The following is a 17,781-nucleotide window of genomic DNA, read 5'->3' as shown; positions in this document are numbered from 1 at the left end:
CTGAAATAATGCCATATCGTCATAATGCAGGGTAACTACTCGCTCTTCAGGAGGCCTTCCTGACTCCAGCAACACTGCTACCAATGTGTATTAGTAGCCCAGAGGGCTAGCTTGAGGCACGGCGATCTCCTGCCTTATGATTGGTCATACCTATTAATGGATGCCTAGCGGATGATATTCCCCCACCTCGCCAACAGCAGGCAGCACGTGCGCTACGCCGTGCCCGTGGTAAGTAGCAGCGTATGAAGCCTCGCCGCTGGAAAGGTATATGGCTTGTTGCCATCACGCTAGGCCTCATACTCGTTATGTGGCAAGCCGCCCACTTGGCGCGCGAGCAAGCCATCTCTACCCTTCAGGAAGACGCCGAAAACGAGCTGCGCCTTTCTGTCGCCAATCTTAATGGCTATCTGCTCCGCTACGACTATTTACCCCAAATGCTCGCGACGCGTGAAGGTGTCCAGCGCTTTTTGGCCTCTCCGGAAACCCAGAACGCCATGCCGCTTAACCTGCTGCTGGATCGTTTCCGCTTTACCGCAGGCGTTTCTGACGTTTACCTGCTCGACCGCGATGCCAACACAATTGCCGCCAGCAACTGGCATCGTCCCAATACGTTTTTAGGTCATAACTACGCGTTTCGCAGCTACTACACAGAAGCCATCGCCGGACGGCAAGGGCGGTTTTATGGACTAGGGACCCAGTCACTGGAGCGGGGCTACTTTTTCTCGGCGCCGGTATGGCTGGATGATACTTCGCCAGATGCGCAACCCTCCGGTGTTATCGTCATCAAGGTGTTACTGGATGAAGTTGAAGAGGGCTGGGCTGAGCAAGATGCTGAGCTGCTGGTGACCGATAATGACAATATTATCTTTATGGCCAGCCGCCCTGAGCTGCGCATGAATGCACTCTATGCGCTTAGTGATGAACAACGTCAAACGCTTCGTGACACACGCCGCTACGCCATTGAACCACTATCCCCTTCAGGCATTAATATTGATGCACCTTATGGACCAGACAGTGCACTGGTTAGTTTTTCTCAGGGCCCGCTTAGTAGCAGCCGTTATTTAAGCCTGACACGCCCCGTGGTGGAGTTTGGCTGGCACATGCATATTCTCAAGCCCTTAACACCCGTTGTCCGCGCTCAGTGGATCGCCGCACTTATGGCGGGCGGGCTTTACGGAATGATTGTACTTGGGGGCGGCATTGGCTGGCAGCGCCTGCGCTTGCGTCGTGAGCGCGAAGCGTTTGCTGAACGCGAACGACACACCCTTGCCCTGGTGCGTGATGAGCTGGAAGCCAGCGTCGAGCGTCGCACTCACGACTTGGTGGCCAGCAACCAGCGCCTTTCCAATGAAATCGAAGAGCGTCGCCGCGCAGAAGCCAACCTGCGTCAAACTCAGGATGAACTCATCCAGGCCGCCAAACTGGCAGTCCTTGGCCAATTGGCAGCGGGCATCAATCACGAACTGAACCAGCCGCTGGCAGCCATTCGGGCCTATGGCGAAAATGCCCGGCGCTTTTTAACGCTTTCCCGAGTAGATCAAGCGGACGCAAATCTTGAGCAAATCGTTGATCTCACCAAGCGCATGGCCGATATCAGCGCGCAGCTTCGTCAATTCTCGCGTAAAAGCAGTGAGCGACAGGAAACCATCTCTGTACAGGCTTGCATCGAATATGCACTTCGCTTGTTCCAGGGTCGCCTGCGCGACGGACATGTTACCGTTGAACAGCATTGGCCCAAGGAGACGCTGTGGGTAACGGGCGATCTGGTACGCTTGGAGCAAGTACTGGTCAACCTGATTAGCAATGCCCTGCACGCCATGCAAGAGACCTCAGAACCTCGGCTTATCTTGAGTGCGGCGCTGAACGAAAAGCAGGTCACCATTAACGTTATGGATAACGGCCCCGGCATTGGCGACCAGCACCTAACACAAATCTTTGAACCCTTTTTTTCCACCAAAGCACCGGGAAGCGGATTGGGGCTGGGGCTTTCCATCTCGTCGCGTATCATGGATGACTTGGGTGGCAAGTTGCAGGCCGTCAATCGCGACCCAACAGGCGCCTGCTTTATTATTTCACTACCTTTCGCGCCACCGATACACGCGCCTGCACCCTCGACTCAACAAGAGAACAATAGCCATGCATGAACCGTCGATGCTGCCGGTCATGGTGATCGACGATGAGCCCCATCTGCGCATTACCGCCAGCCAAACCCTAGAGCTTGCCGGCTACACGCCCACCTGCTTTGCGTCAGCCGAGCAAGCCCTGGCGGCGCTACCCGCAGAGTTTCCTGGCGTGATTGTCAGCGACATCCGCATGCCTGGCATGGGAGGGATGGAGCTTCTGCATGAACTGCATCGTCGCGACCCTACCCTACCGATTATTCTGATTACCGGGCATGGCGATATTTCCACGGCGGTAGAAGCCATGCGTGCAGGCGCATGGGACTTCCTGGAGAAGCCGTTTGCTGGCGACCAGCTACTTGATGTTGTGCGCCGCGGCGTTGAAAAGCGCCAGCTTAGCCTCGAAAACAATCGTCTTAAGGCTGAATTGGAAGTACAGCGGGCTGCCCTTGGCCCGCGCCTGGTGGGGCGCACAGCGGTTGTTTCTCGTTTAGCGGCGATGATTCAGCGCATTAGCCAGGTAGAAGCCGATGTGCTGCTGTTTGGCGAAACAGGGACAGGCAAGGACCTCGTGGCCCGGGCCATTCATGAACGCAGCGCTCGACGCAACAACCCCTTTATGGCAATCAACTGCGGTGCCGTGCCGGAAAACACCATTGAGTCTGAGCTGTTTGGGCATGAAAAAGGGGCTTTTACCGGCGCGATTGAACGCAGAATTGGTAAGTTTGAGCACGCTAACGGCGGTACTGTTTTCCTGGATGAGATTGAGTCGATGCCACTGGCTCTTCAGGTCAAACTACTGCGCGTCCTGCAAGAGCGCAGCATCGAACGGCTCGGTGCCAATGAAGCAGTCACGCTCGACATTCGGGTGATTACCGCCACCAAGGTGGATCTTAAAGTTGCCGCTGAAGAGGGGGACTTCCGTGAAGACCTCTACTACCGGCTGAATGTTGTCACGCTGGCGTTACCCGCGCTGCGCGAACGGCGTGAGGATATCCCGCTTCTGTTTCAGCACTTTGCCGTCATTGCCGCCAATCGTAGCGGCCTGGAAGCTCCCACCCTGAATAGCCACGGTATCGCCGCACTGTTGGCCCATGACTGGCCTGGCAACGTGCGTGAACTACGCAATCTTGCTGAGCGCTACGTGCTACTTGGCGCAGCATTTGATTACCGCCTCGATATGCTGCTGGAAGGGGTAGCCACCGACACACCAGAGCCCACGTTACCGCGCCAGGTAGAGCTGTTTGAAAAGAGCCTGATTAGCCAGTCGCTTGCCCGTCACCATGGCCGAGTCACCGATGTCTGCCGCCACTTGGGCATTCCGCGTAAAACGTTTTACGACAAGCTAAAAAAGCATGGCTTACAGGCCGACGATTACCGCCACAGCAGTGACCCTTGATGAAACAGCTCCATTAAGTCCGACCAGGGCGGCGTCCAGGGAAGCAGTGTCAAGGTGGCAATCAGCATTAATAGATTGGAAATGGGCCGACGGCTATCGCCGAGCTTGAGCGCGGTACCGAACGAGCGCTTAAGCCGTGCCCCCTCCAAATCCACGCTATACATCTCATCCAGCACCAGATGAATAATAAACCCCAGCAGCACGGCCACACCGTGTGACCATGCTAACCCCGCAGGCTGAACAAGCAGATGAAAACTCAGCGCAGCAGTTAATAGCGAACATAGCCCGGCCGCCATCAGCGAGTGCCAAATGCCACGGTGAACCGTCAGTTTTGAGAACAGTATTCCCGCCAAATACCGCACCGAGAAATAAATACCGCCGCAAGCTACCAGCAACATGCCTGGCGTCAGCCATGACTCCAGCAACATTACGCCCACCACCAATGATGGCACGGAAAGAATATTAAAAATCAAACGGATAGAGCGTGATCGGTCAGCATCAATATCGGGCAAAATGCCGCCAAAGGCGACCAACGCCACGATTAGCATGGCTTGAGAATAAGGCCACCACTGGGCTTGCCAACCCGCGTACGCCATTAACATGCCGCCCGCAGTCGCTACCGTCATATGCGTGCGAAAGTTCGCCATGTTATCGCGGCATCCTGAAAAAACTGGATAAATTACCAGATTTTTTAAGATTACAACATGGCTAGTTCAGAAAAAAGGACGGCAAGCCAATATGTTAGCTGAGTTTAATCATAAGCAGGCTTCGGCTAAAAATTGATCCTTAAGTTTTACGTAGTTACCTGCGGTATAGGGGAAGAAGGCCCGCTCTTTTTCTTTTAAGGGGCGTAGCGCCTTGGCAGGATTACCGGCGTAAACATAGCCACTCTTCAAGTGCTTACCGGGCGTAACAACAGCCCCTGCGGCAATGATCACTTCATTGTCAACCACCGCGCCGTCCATCACGATGGCGCCCATTCCGACCAAAATGCGGTTGCCCAGCGTACAGCCATGCAAAATGGCTTTATGGCCAATCGTCACATCTTCGCCAATCGTGAGTGGAAAGCCCTCCGGGTTAAACTCACTAGCGTGAGTAATATGCAGCACGCTGCCATCCTGCACGCTGGTACGAGCGCCAATACGAATCCGGTGCATATCGCCACGAATCACCGTCATTGGCCATACCGAACAGTCATTGCCCAGCTCAACGTCACCAATGACCACGCTGGCTGGGTCGATATACACGCGCTCACCCAAGCGGGGCGAATGGCCTTTAAAATCTCTTAGCGCACTGCTCGCTGCCTCTTTCATTGCACTCTCCTAAAGAGCCTATTTCCAAGTACGTATTTCAAGTACCTGTTCCAAGCACATACTGCTCTATTGATGGCGGATATATCCATTCTCACAAGCGGCATAGCGCTATAAAAGCCCACTCAGCAAGACGATAAACGTCAGCGGAATCGAGACCCAGCGCACAATATTGCGCCATAGCAGGTAGCCACTTTCCCCGGCGCCTAACGCTTTCATTGCTCTCTTCTGCGGCATTATCCAGGCAGCAAACGTGGCAATCATCAAGCCACCCAAGGGCAAAAATATGTCTGGTGGAATGCTGCTAACCAATTCAAAGATATTGCGCCCAAAGAGTGGCTGGAACTCCGCCAGGGTTGAGAAAGAGAACGCCGACAACAATCCCATTAGCCAAACACTGAGCGCGATGATCGCCGTTGCCATACTGCGCCGAAGCCCAAGCCCCTGCAGCGTCGCGACCATAGGCTCTGCCAGATTAATGGCCGATGTCCAGGTAGCGAGCAGTAACAGCAGGAAAAACACGCTTAGCCAGAACGCGCCGCCGGGCAACTCAGAAAAGGCTATCGGCAGGGTCACAAACATCAGGCCCGGGCCCTCAGCCGGGTCCATCCCTTGGGCAAACACCACCGAGAAAATCGCGATACCCGCCAGCAACGCCACGCTAATGTCCAGTACGGCAACGGCAAACGCCGCTTTAGGCAGGCTCTGCTCTTCCGGCATATAGGCGCCATACGCCATCAGCGCGCAGGCCCCTACCGCCAGAGTGAAAAATGCATGGCCCATGGCATGTAGCACCACGGTAGGTGTGATTGCCTCAAAGGAGGGTAAAAATAGCCACGTCAACGCCGTGGAGAAGCCCTCGGTGGTGGCAGCGTATCCGGCCAACAGCAACAGCAGCACGTACAGCAGCGGCATGAGTAGATTGTTAAGCCGCTCAAGCCCCTTGGCCACGCCAGCCGCCACCACGGTCATGGTCATAAACAAAAACAGAGAGTGATTGAAAATCAAAAGCCCAGGGCTTGCTAAAAATGCATCGAAACCAGCGCCTATCTCAGCCGCTGTTGCCCCGTTAAATTGCCCGTTGATGGAGGCCACCAAAAACTCAATCGACCAGCCAGACACCACTGAATAGAAGGACAAAATACAAAAAACAGTAAACGCCCCAAAGAGCCCGAGCCAACGCCAGTGCATGGAGGCCCCTGCTTCAGCAGCCAGTGCGCCCAACGCCTGCAACGGACCACGCCGCCCAGCCCGGCCAATGAGAATTTCAGCCATCATGACGGGAATACCCAGCAGCAGCACAAACGCCACGTAAATTAATAAAAACGCGGCCCCGCCATTTTCACCCGCCACATAAGGGAAGCGCCAGATGTTGCCCAGCCCCACCGCAGCACCCGATATTGCCAGGATAAAGGCCCGCTTAGACCCCCAGCGCTCCAGCGTCTCGCTCATTATTGACTCCTGCCATCGTGGGCACTAAAAGGCGGCAAGACTAGCAGGCGCCTGCCAAGAGACCAAACCTTGCCATTGAAACAGCGCCCCTGTGCCCACACTGTTTAGCTATTATTACGCGTTTTTGCACTCATTAACGCTGCCAACTGAGGTGCTTATGACCCACAATCCGCTGCTTGCAACGCACAAGCTTCCCCCCTTCGCTGAAATGCGTGCCGAGCATGTGGTGCCCGCGGTGGAAGCGCTTTTAAGTGAGAACCGTGAAACGATTGACCGCTTGGCCCAGCAGGCCGCAGAAACACCGCCCACGTGGGAGAGCTTTGCCGTTCCGCTGGAAGCGGTAAGCGATAGACTCTCCCAAGCATGGTCGCCGGTGTCACACTTAAATAGCACGATGAACACGCCTGAGCTGCGCGAAGCTTACCAAACCTGCCTGGAACAGCTTTCCGCCTTTGGCACGTGGGTCGGCCAGCACGAAGGGCTTTTCCACGGCTGGCAAGCGCTCAAGGAGAGTGACAACTGGAGCGCGCTGGATGCCGCACAGCAGCGCACCGTTAATAATGCACTGCGCGATTTCCGCCTCGCCGGGGTCGACCTGCCTGCCGACAAAAAAGCACGCTACGGTGACATTCAGTCGCGCCTTTCAACGCTCTCCAATCAATACTCCAACAATGTGCTGGATGCCACCCAAGCATGGCACAAGGACCTCAATAGTGAAGAGGAACTCGCTGGGCTGCCTTCCAGCGCGCTCGATACCTTGAAAGCGGCTGCTGAAGCCAAGGGCGTTTCGGGCTATCGGATTACGCTGGATTTCCCAAGCTTCTTCCCCGTCGTTAGCTACGCTGAAAATCGTGAGCTGCGCCGCGAGGTGTATACCGCGTTTGTCACCCGCGCCTCAGACCAAGGCCCTGATGCGGGCACGTTTGATAACGCTCCGTTGATGGAAGAGATACTGGCACTACGCCAGGAACTGGCGACGCTGCTGGGGTTCAACACCTATGCTGACTTTTCACTGACCACCAAGATGGCGGACTCTCCCGAGCAAGTGCTCGATTTTCTGGGTGACTTGGCCCGTCGCGCCGTCCCTCAAGCAAAAGAGGAGTTTGCCGAGCTAAGCGCTTACGCGCGCGACGAGCTGGGCATTGATGCGCTGGAGCCGTGGGATATTGCTTACGTTAGCGAAAAGCTGCGTGAAGCGCGCCATGCCATTTCCCAAGAGCAGCTACGCCCCTATTTTCCTGCACCACACGTGATTAACGGTCTCTTTCAAGTGGTTGAGCGGCTCTATGGCGTGCAGGTAGAAGAAGATAGTGAGGCGCCAAGCTACCATAGCGATGTGCGCTATTTCCGTATTAGCGAGCATGGCCAGCCCATTGCCGGGTTCTACCTTGACCTCTACGCTCGGGAAGGCAAGCGCGGCGGCGCCTGGATGGCCGACTGTCGAGTACGCCGTCAAACTGAGCATGGTATTCAGTTGCCGGTGGCTTTTTTAACCTGTAATTTTACGGCGCCCATCGGTGGCAAGCCTGCCCTGCTTACCCATGATGAAGTAACGACCCTGTTCCATGAATTTGGACACGGCCTTCACCATATGCTGACCAAGCAGCATATCGCCGACATTTCAGGTATCAACGGCGTTGCCTGGGATGCGGTGGAACTGCCCAGCCAGTTTATGGAGAACTACTGCTGGGAGCGTGAAGGGCTTAACCTGCTGGCCAAGCACGTAGAAACCGGGGAAGCCTTACCGGCTGAGCTGCTTGAACGCCTTCAGGCGGCCAAAAACTTCCAGTCCGCGATGGGCATGGTGCGTCAGCTCGAATTCTCGATCTTTGACCTGCGTTTACACCATGAATTAAGCGCGCCCAGCGCCAGCGATATTCAAACGCTGTTGGATGATGTACGCAGCGCCACTTCGGTCGTACCGGCGGCGCCCTTCAATCGCTTCCAAAACAGCTTTGCGCATATTTTTGCTGGCGGCTATGCGGCGGGGTACTACAGCTACAAATGGGCCGAAGTGCTCTCTGCGGATGCCTGGAGCGCCTTTGAGGAGGCCGGTATTTTTGATGCTGAAACCGGACAACGCTTCCGCCACCAGATTCTGGAACAAGGCGGGGCACGCGATGCCGCAGAGCTATTTGTGGCCTTCCGCGGCCGCGAGCCAAGTGTCGAGCCCCTATTGCGCCATAGCGGTATTCGCGCGGCCTAACCGCTTATTGAACTCAGCACGGTGTCTATTATTTCATTGGCACCGTGCGTTTGGAGAACACCATGTCGACCGTTAAACGCTTTATTGCGGGTGTTATCTGCCCACGCTGCGCCGCAATGGACCGTGTTCGTGCCTGGGAGCAAAACGGTATTCGCTATCGGGAGTGCGTGAGCTGTGACTTCTTTGAGCAACTGCCCATTGAAGATAACGACTCACCTGAGCTAACAACCCGGGTGAACCAGATGCGAGAGGAGCAACAGAGTCAGGATATCCAGCCAGTACGGATTCTTGACCCTGGTAAGCCCAATACGTAAGTCATGACTGGGAGGGCCTTGTGCCCTCCTGTCTTACCTTTCACCTCTCAGCTTCCAGCCCTTCAAAACAGGGTCACGGCACCTTCTCATTGTACTTTCTCTACTTTCTTAGCGCGCACCCAAGAGTGAGCGGAAAACCGCACACTACTTATCATCCCGCGTGCGCATTACCAGACAGTTAGACGCCAGGGAGTTTCCACTAAAGTTGAAGACTCTAAAAGCAAGCGTTTGTTTTTACTTAACTATCCTATAAATGGCACGGCAATCGCTCTTAAATGGTTGCTTAAATATTATTGTCACTGGAAAGCGGCTTGCGCTTGCCAGCCTACAATCCCAAGAACAGTTAAGGAAACATGCCATGCGCACCATGATGCCTAAAACTCTCGCCCTGCTTGCAGGTGGCGCGTTACTCGCTTCTGCCAGCGCCCATGCTGAGCGTGCTGACTGGCCAGAAAACTTTACGGTAGGTACCGCAAGCCAAGGCGGCACGTTTTTCGTTTACGGCTCTGGCTGGGCCAACTTTATTGCTGATGAATTAGGCGTTTCTGGCGGCGGTGAAGTAACGGGCGGCCCTACTCAAAACCTGGCGCTTGTTCATAGCGGCGATATGGCCTTTGGCTTAACCACCATGGGCCCCGCTTCTGATGCGGTTAATGGCAAAAGCCCGCTGGCACCCGGCATGGTGATGGATAACGTCTGTGCACTGTTCCCGATGTATGAAACGCCGTTCTCAATTGCCGCGCTTTCAAGCTCAGGCATTGAGTCCATTTCGGACATTCCGGACGGTGCGCGTATTGGCTTTGGTCCCGCAGCATCAACGTCTGACACCTATTTCCCAGCGATGCTGGAAACGTTGGGCGTAAACTTCGACCGCCGCAACGGCGGCTGGTCTGACCTTGGCGGTCAGTTGCAGGACGGCCTGTTGGACGTCATCGCTTTTGCAGCCGGCATCCCGATTCCTGCCGTTAGTCAGTTGGAAGTGCAAACGGATGTGAACATCATCGAGTTCAACGAAGATGAGCTTGCGACCGTACTGGACGCCTTCCCAGTGGCCGAATTCACTATTCCTGCCAGCACCTACTCAACGCTTGAGGAAGATGCTCGCGCAGTTTCCATGTGGAACTTTGCGATTGCGGGCTGTGATCTTCCGGAAGACTTCATCTACGAAGTCACCAAAGTGACCATGGAAAACAACGACCGTATGCGCTCTATTCACCGCAGTGCTGAAACCAGCATTCCGGAAAATATCGTACACAACAGCGTTCTACCCTTCCATCCAGGCGCTGCTCGTTGGTACGAAGAGAACGGCTACGAAATCTCTGAAGACCTGATCAACTAAAACTTTACGCATCATCTGGCTGCCCCGTCCTGGTTTTCCAGACGGGGCAGCTTTGGCTATTGCTCCTTTTTTTGCTCCTGCTGTGAGGGTGAACTCTGATGAGTCCCACAACCCCCCAAACCTCTGATGACCTCAAGGATGATGTCCAGCTTGCTTCATCGCCTACCGTTGTTGCAGAGGGCGTCGATGAAGACATCGTTGAATCCAACCGTCGCCTATTTACCGGTTGGCAGTTTTTCCTGTTTGCCGGGCTAGCCATTGCCTACTCAAGTTTCCACTTGGTGTCACTCAACGTGTATCCCATGGAGACCTGGTCGTTTCGTATTGTGCATATTGCAGGGGCACTGATTCTGGGCTACGGCCTGTTTGCGGGAGCTCGATTTGCCGAAGATGGCCAGAGCGCATCACCCGCTTGGCTAACATGGGTAGGCTATGCGCTGCTTATACCGGCCCTCTACGCGCTTGCTCAGGTTTTTTTGATGCAACAAACCCTGAGCGGCGGTGCGATGCGCATCGACCCAATCGTTGAAACCTGGCACTACGGTTATCCATTAATAGCAACGACTGTTGCCGCCATTGTGCTTTCATGGTTTTTCCGCCAGGCACGCGGCTCTTTTAACCCGGCCGATTTAGTCCTGATGGTGTGTGCCCTGGCCAGCGCCGGTTATTTACTGATCATGTACAACACACCTCTGCGCGCTTCAACGGGCACCTCCTTTGCGCCTATCGGGATTTCCTGGGCGGCAATTGCCGGGTCCCTGCTTATTCTGGAGCTTACCCGACGAGTAACGGGCCTTGCGCTGGTCATTATTTCACTCATCTTCCTGACATATGTCTTTGCCGGCCCCTACCTGCCCGGCTTCCTGGGGTATCCTGGCCTATCAATGCAGCGCTTTTTTAGCCAGCTTTATACCGACGCCGGTGTCTTGGGCCCCACCGTCGCCGTCTCCTCGACGTATATTATTCTGTTCATTATTTTTGCCGCCTTCCTGCAAGCGTCAAAAGTAGGTGACTACTTTGTGAACTTCGCCTTTGCCGCTGCCGGGCGTGCCCGTGGAGGCCCCGCCAAAGTGTCTATTTTTGCCTCGGGCCTAATGGGCATGATCAACGGTACCTCCGCGGGTAACGTGGTATCGACCGGTTCACTGACCATTCCGCTAATGAAAAAGGTGGGTTACCCCGCACGTAGCGCGGGCGCTATTGAAGCGGCAGCCTCAACCGGCGGGCAAATCATGCCGCCGATTATGGGGGCAGGCGCCTTTATCATGGCGGAAGTCACGGGCATTCCCTATACCGACATCGCCATTGCAGCGTTGATCCCGGCAATTCTTTACTTCGCGTCTATCTACTTTATGGTGGATTTTGAAGCGGCCCGTAAAGGCATGCGTGGTATGCGTAAAGATGAGATTCCACGCTTCACTAAATTGGCTAAACAAGCCTACCTCTTTGCTCCCATCATTATCCTGATAGCCGCGCTGTTTATGGGCTATTCGGTGATTAGGGCAGGCACCTTGGCCACCGCCTCGGCCGCCGTTGTCAGTTGGATTTCACCCAACAAGATGGGCGTGACCGCCATTCTCAAGGCGCTGCAACTGGCGGGCACCATGGCCATCCAGATCATCGCTGTCTGTGCCTGTGCGGGCTTAATCGTAGGGGTTATTTCGCTCACCGGTGTGGGCGCGCGCTTCTCCTCGCTGCTATTGGGACTGGCAGGTGTTAGCCAACTGCTGGCACTTATCTTTGCCATGCTGATCAGTATCTTGCTGGGCATGGGCATGCCGACCACGGCGGCCTACGCCGTCGCCGCATCGGTCGTGGCACCAGGGCTAATTAATATCGGTATTGAGCCGCTTATTGCCCACTTCTTCGTGTTCTACTTTGCGGTTGTATCGGCCATTACGCCGCCGGTGGCGCTGGCCTCTTACGCAGCAGCCGGTATTTCTGGCGATAACCCCATGGGTACGTCGGTGGCATCGTTCAAGATTGGTCTGGCGGCCTTTATCGTACCGTTCATGTTCTTCTACAGCCCGGCCATGTTGATGGAAGGCTCTGCCATGCAGATTCTGCGAGTGGGCGTTACCGCCACGCTGGGTATCATTCTGCTTTCGGGTATGGTGCAGGCTTGGTTCTTTGGCCCGGTGAACGTGCTTAAGCGGGTTATCATGTTGGTCGGTGCAATGTGCATGATCTATGGTGGTATCTACACCGATATCGTGGGCCTTGTAATTGGCGCTGGTCTCGTCATCATCCAGCGCAAGCAATTTGGTGGCGGCAAGACGGCTGACAAGGTACACGCGTCAGCGAGTTAAGCCCACTAACCAACAAAACCAGTAAGGCAAAACGCCCCGCTCAACTGAGCGGGGCGTTTTGTATGGTGCGATTTAAATCAACAGGCTATCGCAGTTAGCCCACCAGATTATCGACCACTTTCAGTACGGGAGCCGCCTGGTTAAGGGTATAGAAGTGCAGCCCAGGCGCACCACCATCCAGCAGGCGCTGGCAAAGACGGCTTACTGCCTCGGTGCCAAATTTGGCAATGGCTTCGCTGTCATCGCCATAGCTTTCCAGCTGCTTGCGCATCCAGCGAGGAATTTCCGCGCCACAGCTATCCGAAAACCGCGCCAGCTTGGTGTAGTTAGTGATCGGCATAATGCCGGGGATAATCGGCTGTTCAACGCCTAGCGCGCGCACTTTATCAACAAAGTTGAAGTAAGCATCGGCGGTGAAGAAGTATTGGGTAATCGCCATATCGGCGCCCGCCTTTATTTTACGCGCGAAGTTTTCGATATCTTTATCAAGGTTAGCTGCCTGAGGGTGGGATTCCGGGTAGGCCGCCACGGCAATATTAAAATGATCGCCCGTCTCGTTGCGAATAAACTCCACCAGCTCGTTGGCATAGCGTAGCTCGCCGATGCTGGCCATCCCGGAAGGCATATCACCACGCAGGGCGACCAGGCTATTAATGCCTTCTTCGCGGTACTGGGACAGCAAATCACGCAGCTGGGCTTTTTCACTGCCAATGCACGAAAGGTGCGGTGCGGTAGTAATACCGGTCTGGCCAACCGTACGTACGGTGTCCCGCGTACGCGCTTGGGTGGAGCCGCCTGCGCCATAGGTCACAGAGAAAAACCGCGGATTACGAGTGGCCAGCTCATCGCGTACCAGCATCAGCTTGTCGCGCCCAGCATCCGTGTTGGGCGGGAAGAATTCAAAGCTGATACCGAGCGGATGCTGTTGGCTGCTCATGGGGTTTCCTCATACAGAACAATAAAATAAAGAGTGATATTTTGGTGTATTCTCGCTGTTCTATTGCGCCGCGGCTAATGAAAGATTCCACGTTTAGCCTTTAATTCGGCTCATGTTACCCACCCTTTTATGCCGTCAGGAGGGCATATGGAGCTATCACCCAGCGCGTTAATAGGCCCGCTACTCATGCTGCTAAGCTTTGTAGGCTTGGGCTGGATTGCCGCCCAACGGTTAAAAATCGACCCAAGGCCCATTGCCACGCTGCTGGTTTATCTCATTGCGCCTTTAACCATTTTTCGCGCGCTGATGAATGGGGGGCCAACGCCTGAGTACCTGGTCTTAACGCTTTCGCTGTTTGTGCTGGTTAGCCTTCTGGCGCTGCTGGTTCAGCGCGTAACGCAACACCGCTTTGGCCCGCAGGAAGGCGCGCTGCTGGCGTTTTCATCCGGCACAGGCAACACCGGTTATTTCGGTTTACCGGTAGCGCTGATTCTCTTGCCTCCGGAAGGCGTAACGCTCTATCTGTTCTGCATGCTGGGCATCAATTTGTATGAATTTACCGTGGGTTTTTACTTAAGTGCCCGTGGCCACTTCTCGATTCGCCAAAGTCTGATCAAGATTTCACGCCTTCCGCTGATCTACACGTTTTTGCTGGCGCTACTACTGAGCTCGCTCGATGTTACGCTGCCTACGGCCTTGGCTAGCTCGCTGGATGTTTTTCCCGCGACCTATACGCTGCTGGGAATGATGATTATTGGTATGACGCTTAGCCGGGTAACGCTGGCTGCCTGGGATACGCGCTTTATCGCCGCCTGCGTAGGGCTTCGGTATATCGTTTGGCCAGTGGCTACCTTTGCCGCGGTCATGCTATTACAGATGCTCATGCCAGTGCCTGCAGAACTGGCCATGGCGATACTGCTATTAGGCGTGGTGCCCATGGCTTCTAACGTGGTGGTGGTCGCCATGGAGCTGGGTATCCAGCCGCAAAAAGGGGCGCTGGCGGTGCTGGTAACCACGCTGATGGCGCCGCTACTGATTCCCTTCTATCTGGGGCTCATGCTGCGCGCCACCGGGCTTGGTTAGGGTTGTGTCGTAAACCCCGCTACGTTCAACGCGCGAAGCTGCTCAGCCATGGCCTGCATTTGGGTATGGGAGAAAAAGGCCTCAAGCGCCTGGGCTCTGCCTGGACCGATGCCCGGCAGGGCTTCCCAGTCGCCTGGCGGATACGTGCTCGCCACTTGCCAATCAGGCAGGCTGGCAGCGCCAGCAGGCGGCAACCCCAGCCCTTTTAACCAGGCATCATAGGGAGCAGCCTTGGCCGCCTGAAACTGCCGATAAAGTGAGTCGCTACGCGCCTCGCCAATTCCGTGCGCTTGGCGCAGCTGATCGGGTTCAAGCGATAACCAGGCCAGTAGATCCGGCACCAGCCCGGCCTCAAGTAACGCTTGCCAGGTGCCTTCGCCCACGCCTTGAAAACCCAGCTGTTCGCCAAGGTAGGTAAGCCGCGCCAGCAGTTGGGACGTGCAGCCTGGGCTATGCTGAAAACAGCTCAGCAAATGGTAGGTTGTCTCAGAGGGTGCTTCCACGACGGTGCGCTCTTGAGTTTGCCATACCACCTCTTCAAGCTGAGGGATGGTAAGCCCGGCCAGGGTTATGGCCACCTGGTCGCCGGGGCGTATATCGAGGTTTTCCCAGCGGTCGAGTGAGCCCAGCGATACGCGACTGATACGCCGACCTTCCAATTCAATCGGATAGAGCCAGATCAGTGGCGTGATACGCCCAGTTCGCCCAATGCGAAACTCCACGCCACGTACTTCTGCCAGCGCTTTCTGTAGTGGATATTTCCAGGCAATCGCCCATTCAGGCGGGGTCGTGGACCAGCGCCGAATACCCGGGCGCTCCGCCTGTTTAATCACTACGCCGTCGGTTGCAAACGGCAGCGCGCCGTTAAACCACGCCTCCCGCCAGTAAGCCGCATCCGATTCATCACTTAATAAATGCGTGTAGCGGGCGGTATCAAACCCAAGTGCATTCAGTTGCGCCAGCCGCTCAGTCATGTCGGTTGGCCCATCCGGCCAGCCCCATACAAACAGCCCGACCTGCGCCAGCACGTCCTCGGTTGGGCTTGCTTGCGCCATAGCCCCCGCTACGGCCCCGCGGGCCCCCGAGTCAGGCGTACGCGACTGAACATGTCCATCAAGCTGCCAATAAAGCTCGCCCTGAAAAATGGCTGAAGTAGTGCTAGGCAGCGTATTAGGCACGCTGGGTAATTGTAAGGCGCGGGCCGTCCAATCCTGCCCCTGCTGTCCATCCCCTCGGCTGACCGCTTCAACCAACTCGCCTGCCTGATAGCGCAGCGTTACCGCCACGCCGTCCACCTTGGGCTGTATCCATAAATTTTCACGGCGGCTGGTAAAGCGACGCACGCCCGCCTCATCGGTTTTATCCAACCCTTGCTGGGCAGCCGGATGTTCAAGCGTACGTCGGCTGGACGTTACCCGGGTAAGCGGCTGGTGTGCGGTGGTGTCGTTCAGGCAGGCGCGCCAATCCTGAAGGCGGCCAAGGGCCTGGTCATAGAGCACGTCATCAATCAACGAGATGCCTTCTTCATGATAGGCATGGTCCCATTGGGCGACTTGCGCGGCGAGCGCGAGTGTCTCCTGCTCAAGCCGTTCATTGGGCCACGTGGGGCAAGCCGCCATCGCCGTACTACTCGTCACGCCAAGCGCCACCATCAACAGCAGCCCTCTCATGATTTTTCCCCAGCGTGCTGCCAGCATAACGCACTCCCCAAGTAGTTGTACCGCCTAGCCTAAAACACGCAGCATAAAAAAACGCCCCCTGGCAGTGCCAAAGGGGCGTTCTCTTACAAACTGCCTGGCGAATATCTTACAAACCAGCGGCCTTACGCAGCGCGTCGGCTTTATCGGTCTTCTCCCAGGGGAAGGCGGTAAAGGTTTCAGTGTGCTGTTCGCCTTTATCGTCGCTCCAGGTATAGCTGTGCTCGAACGGCGCCCGACCAAAGTGGCCGTAAGCAGCCGTCAGTTGATACATTGGGTGCAGCAGATCGAGCATTTTGGTGATCGCGTAGGGACGCAGATCAAAGTGCTCGTTCACCAGCTCAACAATCCGGGCATCGTCAATTTTACCGGTGCCGAAGGTATCGATAGCCACGGAGGTCGGCTCCGCAACACCAATCGCGTAGGAAACCTGAATTTCGCACTTATCGGCAAGATCTGCCGCGACCACGTTCTTGGCCACGTAACGGCCCGCATAGGCCGCACTACGGTCGACTTTTGAAGGGTCTTTACCCGAGAACGCACCGCCGCCGTGGCGCGCCATGCCGCCGTAGGTGTCCACGATGATCTTGCGGCCGGTTAAGCCACAGTCGCCCACCGGGCCACCAATCACAAACTTACCGGTCGGATTGATGTGGTACTGGGTATTTTCGTTGAGCCATTCAGCCGGAATCACCTGTTCGATGATTTCGCGCTTGACCATTTTACGCAGGTCTTCCTGATCAATCTCAGGGTCGTGCTGGGTGGAAAGCACCACCGCATCAACGCCACACGGCTGGCCTTGTTCATTATAACGGAAGGTTACCTGGCTCTTGGCATCCGGACGCAGCCACGGCAGCAGACCGTTTTTACGCAGCTCAGCCTGACGCTCAACCAAACGATGCGAGTAGTGGATCGGCGCAGGCATAAACGAATCGGTTTCGTTGGTCGCGTAACCAAACATCAGGCCCTGGTCGCCAGCGCCCTGGTCTTCTGGCTTGGTACGGTCAACGCCCTGGGCAATTTCAACACTCTGCTTGCCGATCAGGTTAATCACGCCACAGGTTGCGCCATCAAAGCCCACGTGGGAAGAGGTGTAACCGATGTCGGTAATCACGTCGCGTACCAGCGTTTCCAGATCTACCCACGCCGAGGTAGTAATTTCACCAGCGATAATTGCCACACCGGTTTTCACCATGGTTTCACAAGCAACCCGTGCCTGTTTATCCCGGGCGATAATGGCATCCAGCACCGCATCCGAAATCTGGTCGGCAATTTTATCGGGATGACCTTCGGAGACAGACTCCGAGGTAAACAGGGAATATTCGCTCATCGCGCTCTCGACCCTCTGTATGACGGCTGCTCACTACTCGCAGCATCAGCAGGAAATCACGGCAGGAGGTTCCCTGCCCATATAAGGAAGCGGCATGACCAGGTTGACCACCGCTTCGGGAGGCAGAGTCTACACGCTGTTGGGAGTTCTTCCCAGAATGTGGCCTATAATTTGCCACTACATTTGCCGCCGCATTTGCCGCAACAGGGGAAGTCAGCGACAATAGCGCCTTCATTATTTCCGTTTTCAGGCGAGGAGCACCCCATGCCGTCCCGTTTTGAGCTG

The 17,781-nt window shown here is 55.6% G+C and carries 13 protein-coding genes; 7 read left to right on the top strand and 6 right to left on the bottom strand.

Annotated elements, in window-relative coordinates:
• The first annotated feature begins 242 nt into the window (after nucleotides 1-242).
• Entirely contained in the window at nucleotides 243-2,144 is a 1,902-nt protein-coding gene (locus ACT3T7_RS17940) for a sensor histidine kinase (RefSeq protein ID WP_444631853.1), read from the top strand.
• On the top strand, nucleotides 2,137-3,519 hold the full coding sequence (locus ACT3T7_RS17935) for a sigma-54-dependent transcriptional regulator (RefSeq protein ID WP_444631851.1): 1,383 nt from the start codon (nucleotides 2,137-2,139) through the stop codon (nucleotides 3,517-3,519). Before ACT3T7_RS17940 ends, ACT3T7_RS17935 begins: the two co-directional genes overlap by 8 nt.
• On the opposite strand, the gene ACT3T7_RS17930 is transcribed toward ACT3T7_RS17935, so the two are convergent.
• From ACT3T7_RS17930 to ACT3T7_RS17920, 3 genes are all read right to left on the bottom strand, one after another.
• Nucleotides 3,495-4,166: a metal-dependent hydrolase gene (locus ACT3T7_RS17930; protein ID WP_444631850.1), complete on the bottom strand. Its 672-nt coding sequence runs from the start codon at nucleotides 4,164-4,166 to the stop codon at nucleotides 3,495-3,497. The genes ACT3T7_RS17935 and ACT3T7_RS17930 overlap by 25 nt on opposite strands.
• A gap of 108 nt (nucleotides 4,167-4,274) precedes the next feature.
• Nucleotides 4,275-4,832, bottom strand: a complete 558-nt coding sequence (locus ACT3T7_RS17925) for a gamma carbonic anhydrase family protein (RefSeq protein WP_444631848.1) — start codon at nucleotides 4,830-4,832, stop codon at nucleotides 4,275-4,277.
• A gap of 108 nt (nucleotides 4,833-4,940) precedes the next feature.
• Nucleotides 4,941-6,281: a sodium-dependent transporter gene (locus ACT3T7_RS17920; RefSeq protein WP_193054329.1), complete on the bottom strand. Its 1,341-nt coding sequence runs from the start codon at nucleotides 6,279-6,281 to the stop codon at nucleotides 4,941-4,943.
• A gap of 157 nt (nucleotides 6,282-6,438) precedes the next feature.
• Between ACT3T7_RS17920 and prlC the strand changes: the two genes are divergently transcribed.
• The 4 genes from prlC (at nucleotide 6,439) to ACT3T7_RS17900 (ending at nucleotide 12,449) form a co-directional block, all read left to right on the top strand.
• Complete coding sequence (gene prlC, locus ACT3T7_RS17915; RefSeq protein WP_444631847.1) at nucleotides 6,439-8,487, top strand: oligopeptidase A; 2,049 nt, start codon at nucleotides 6,439-6,441, stop codon at nucleotides 8,485-8,487.
• A 62-nt stretch (nucleotides 8,488-8,549) separates the two neighbouring features.
• On the top strand, nucleotides 8,550-8,801 hold the full coding sequence (locus ACT3T7_RS17910; protein WP_192528602.1) for a YheV family putative zinc ribbon protein: 252 nt from the start codon (nucleotides 8,550-8,552) through the stop codon (nucleotides 8,799-8,801).
• Nucleotides 8,802-9,159: 358 nt separating this feature from the next.
• A complete protein-coding gene (locus ACT3T7_RS17905; RefSeq protein WP_087108584.1) occupies nucleotides 9,160-10,140 on the top strand; it encodes a TAXI family TRAP transporter solute-binding subunit in 981 nt (326 codons plus the stop codon).
• A 98-nt stretch (nucleotides 10,141-10,238) separates the two neighbouring features.
• Nucleotides 10,239-12,449 carry a TRAP transporter permease gene (locus ACT3T7_RS17900; RefSeq protein ID WP_444631845.1) on the top strand — a complete coding sequence of 737 codons (2,211 nt, stop codon included), beginning with the start codon at nucleotides 10,239-10,241 and terminating at the stop codon, nucleotides 12,447-12,449.
• A gap of 94 nt (nucleotides 12,450-12,543) precedes the next feature.
• Here the strand turns inward: ACT3T7_RS17900 and metF are convergent, their stop codons facing one another.
• A complete protein-coding gene (metF, locus tag ACT3T7_RS17895) occupies nucleotides 12,544-13,386 on the bottom strand; it encodes a methylenetetrahydrofolate reductase [NAD(P)H] (protein WP_444631843.1) in 843 nt (280 codons plus the stop codon).
• 147 nt (nucleotides 13,387-13,533) lie between these two features.
• Between metF and ACT3T7_RS17890 the strand changes: the two genes are divergently transcribed.
• Nucleotides 13,534-14,469: an AEC family transporter gene (locus tag ACT3T7_RS17890; protein WP_193054320.1), complete on the top strand. Its 936-nt coding sequence runs from the start codon at nucleotides 13,534-13,536 to the stop codon at nucleotides 14,467-14,469.
• Here ACT3T7_RS17890 and ligB read toward each other — a convergent pair.
• A complete protein-coding gene (gene ligB, locus ACT3T7_RS17885; RefSeq protein WP_444631841.1) occupies nucleotides 14,466-16,166 on the bottom strand; it encodes an NAD-dependent DNA ligase LigB in 1,701 nt (566 codons plus the stop codon). The two genes, ACT3T7_RS17890 and ligB, sit on opposite strands and share 4 nt — an antisense overlap.
• 109 nt (nucleotides 16,167-16,275) lie before the next feature.
• On the bottom strand, nucleotides 16,276-17,496 hold the full coding sequence (gene metK, locus ACT3T7_RS17880) for a methionine adenosyltransferase (RefSeq protein WP_444631839.1): 1,221 nt from the start codon (nucleotides 17,494-17,496) through the stop codon (nucleotides 16,276-16,278).
• Between the last annotated feature and the right edge of the window lie 285 nt (nucleotides 17,497-17,781).

The organism is Halomonas sp. 111 (assembly GCF_052379685.1).
Lineage (GTDB): Bacteria > Pseudomonadota > Gammaproteobacteria > Pseudomonadales > Halomonadaceae > Vreelandella > Vreelandella citrativorans.
The sequence above is the reverse complement of the archived record's forward strand: the minus strand, read 5'-3'. Positions and strand labels throughout refer to the sequence as shown.

Excerpts from the sequence above, each read along its gene's own strand:
- ACT3T7_RS17940 (WP_444631853.1), top strand. The coding sequence starts at position 243 with ATGAAGCCTCGCCGCTGGAAAGGTATATGGCTTGTTGCCATCACGCTA.
- metF (WP_444631843.1), bottom strand. The coding sequence starts at position 13,386 with ATGAGCAGCCAACAGCATCCGCTCGGTATCAGCTTTGAATTCTTCCCG.
- ligB (WP_444631841.1), bottom strand. The coding sequence starts at position 16,166 with ATGCTGGCAGCACGCTGGGGAAAAATCATGAGAGGGCTGCTGTTGATG.
- ACT3T7_RS17890 (WP_193054320.1), top strand. The coding sequence starts at position 13,534 with ATGGAGCTATCACCCAGCGCGTTAATAGGCCCGCTACTCATGCTGCTA.
- prlC (WP_444631847.1), top strand. The coding sequence starts at position 6,439 with ATGACCCACAATCCGCTGCTTGCAACGCACAAGCTTCCCCCCTTCGCT.
- ACT3T7_RS17900 (WP_444631845.1), top strand. The coding sequence starts at position 10,239 with ATGAGTCCCACAACCCCCCAAACCTCTGATGACCTCAAGGATGATGTC.
- ACT3T7_RS17905 (WP_087108584.1), top strand. The coding sequence starts at position 9,160 with ATGCGCACCATGATGCCTAAAACTCTCGCCCTGCTTGCAGGTGGCGCG.
- ACT3T7_RS17930 (WP_444631850.1), bottom strand. The coding sequence starts at position 4,166 with ATGGCGAACTTTCGCACGCATATGACGGTAGCGACTGCGGGCGGCATG.
- ACT3T7_RS17910 (WP_192528602.1), top strand. The coding sequence starts at position 8,550 with ATGTCGACCGTTAAACGCTTTATTGCGGGTGTTATCTGCCCACGCTGC.
- ACT3T7_RS17925 (WP_444631848.1), bottom strand. The coding sequence starts at position 4,832 with ATGAAAGAGGCAGCGAGCAGTGCGCTAAGAGATTTTAAAGGCCATTCG.
- ACT3T7_RS17920 (WP_193054329.1), bottom strand. The coding sequence starts at position 6,281 with ATGAGCGAGACGCTGGAGCGCTGGGGGTCTAAGCGGGCCTTTATCCTG.
- ACT3T7_RS17935 (WP_444631851.1), top strand. The coding sequence starts at position 2,137 with ATGCATGAACCGTCGATGCTGCCGGTCATGGTGATCGACGATGAGCCC.
- metK (WP_444631839.1), bottom strand. The coding sequence starts at position 17,496 with ATGAGCGAATATTCCCTGTTTACCTCGGAGTCTGTCTCCGAAGGTCAT.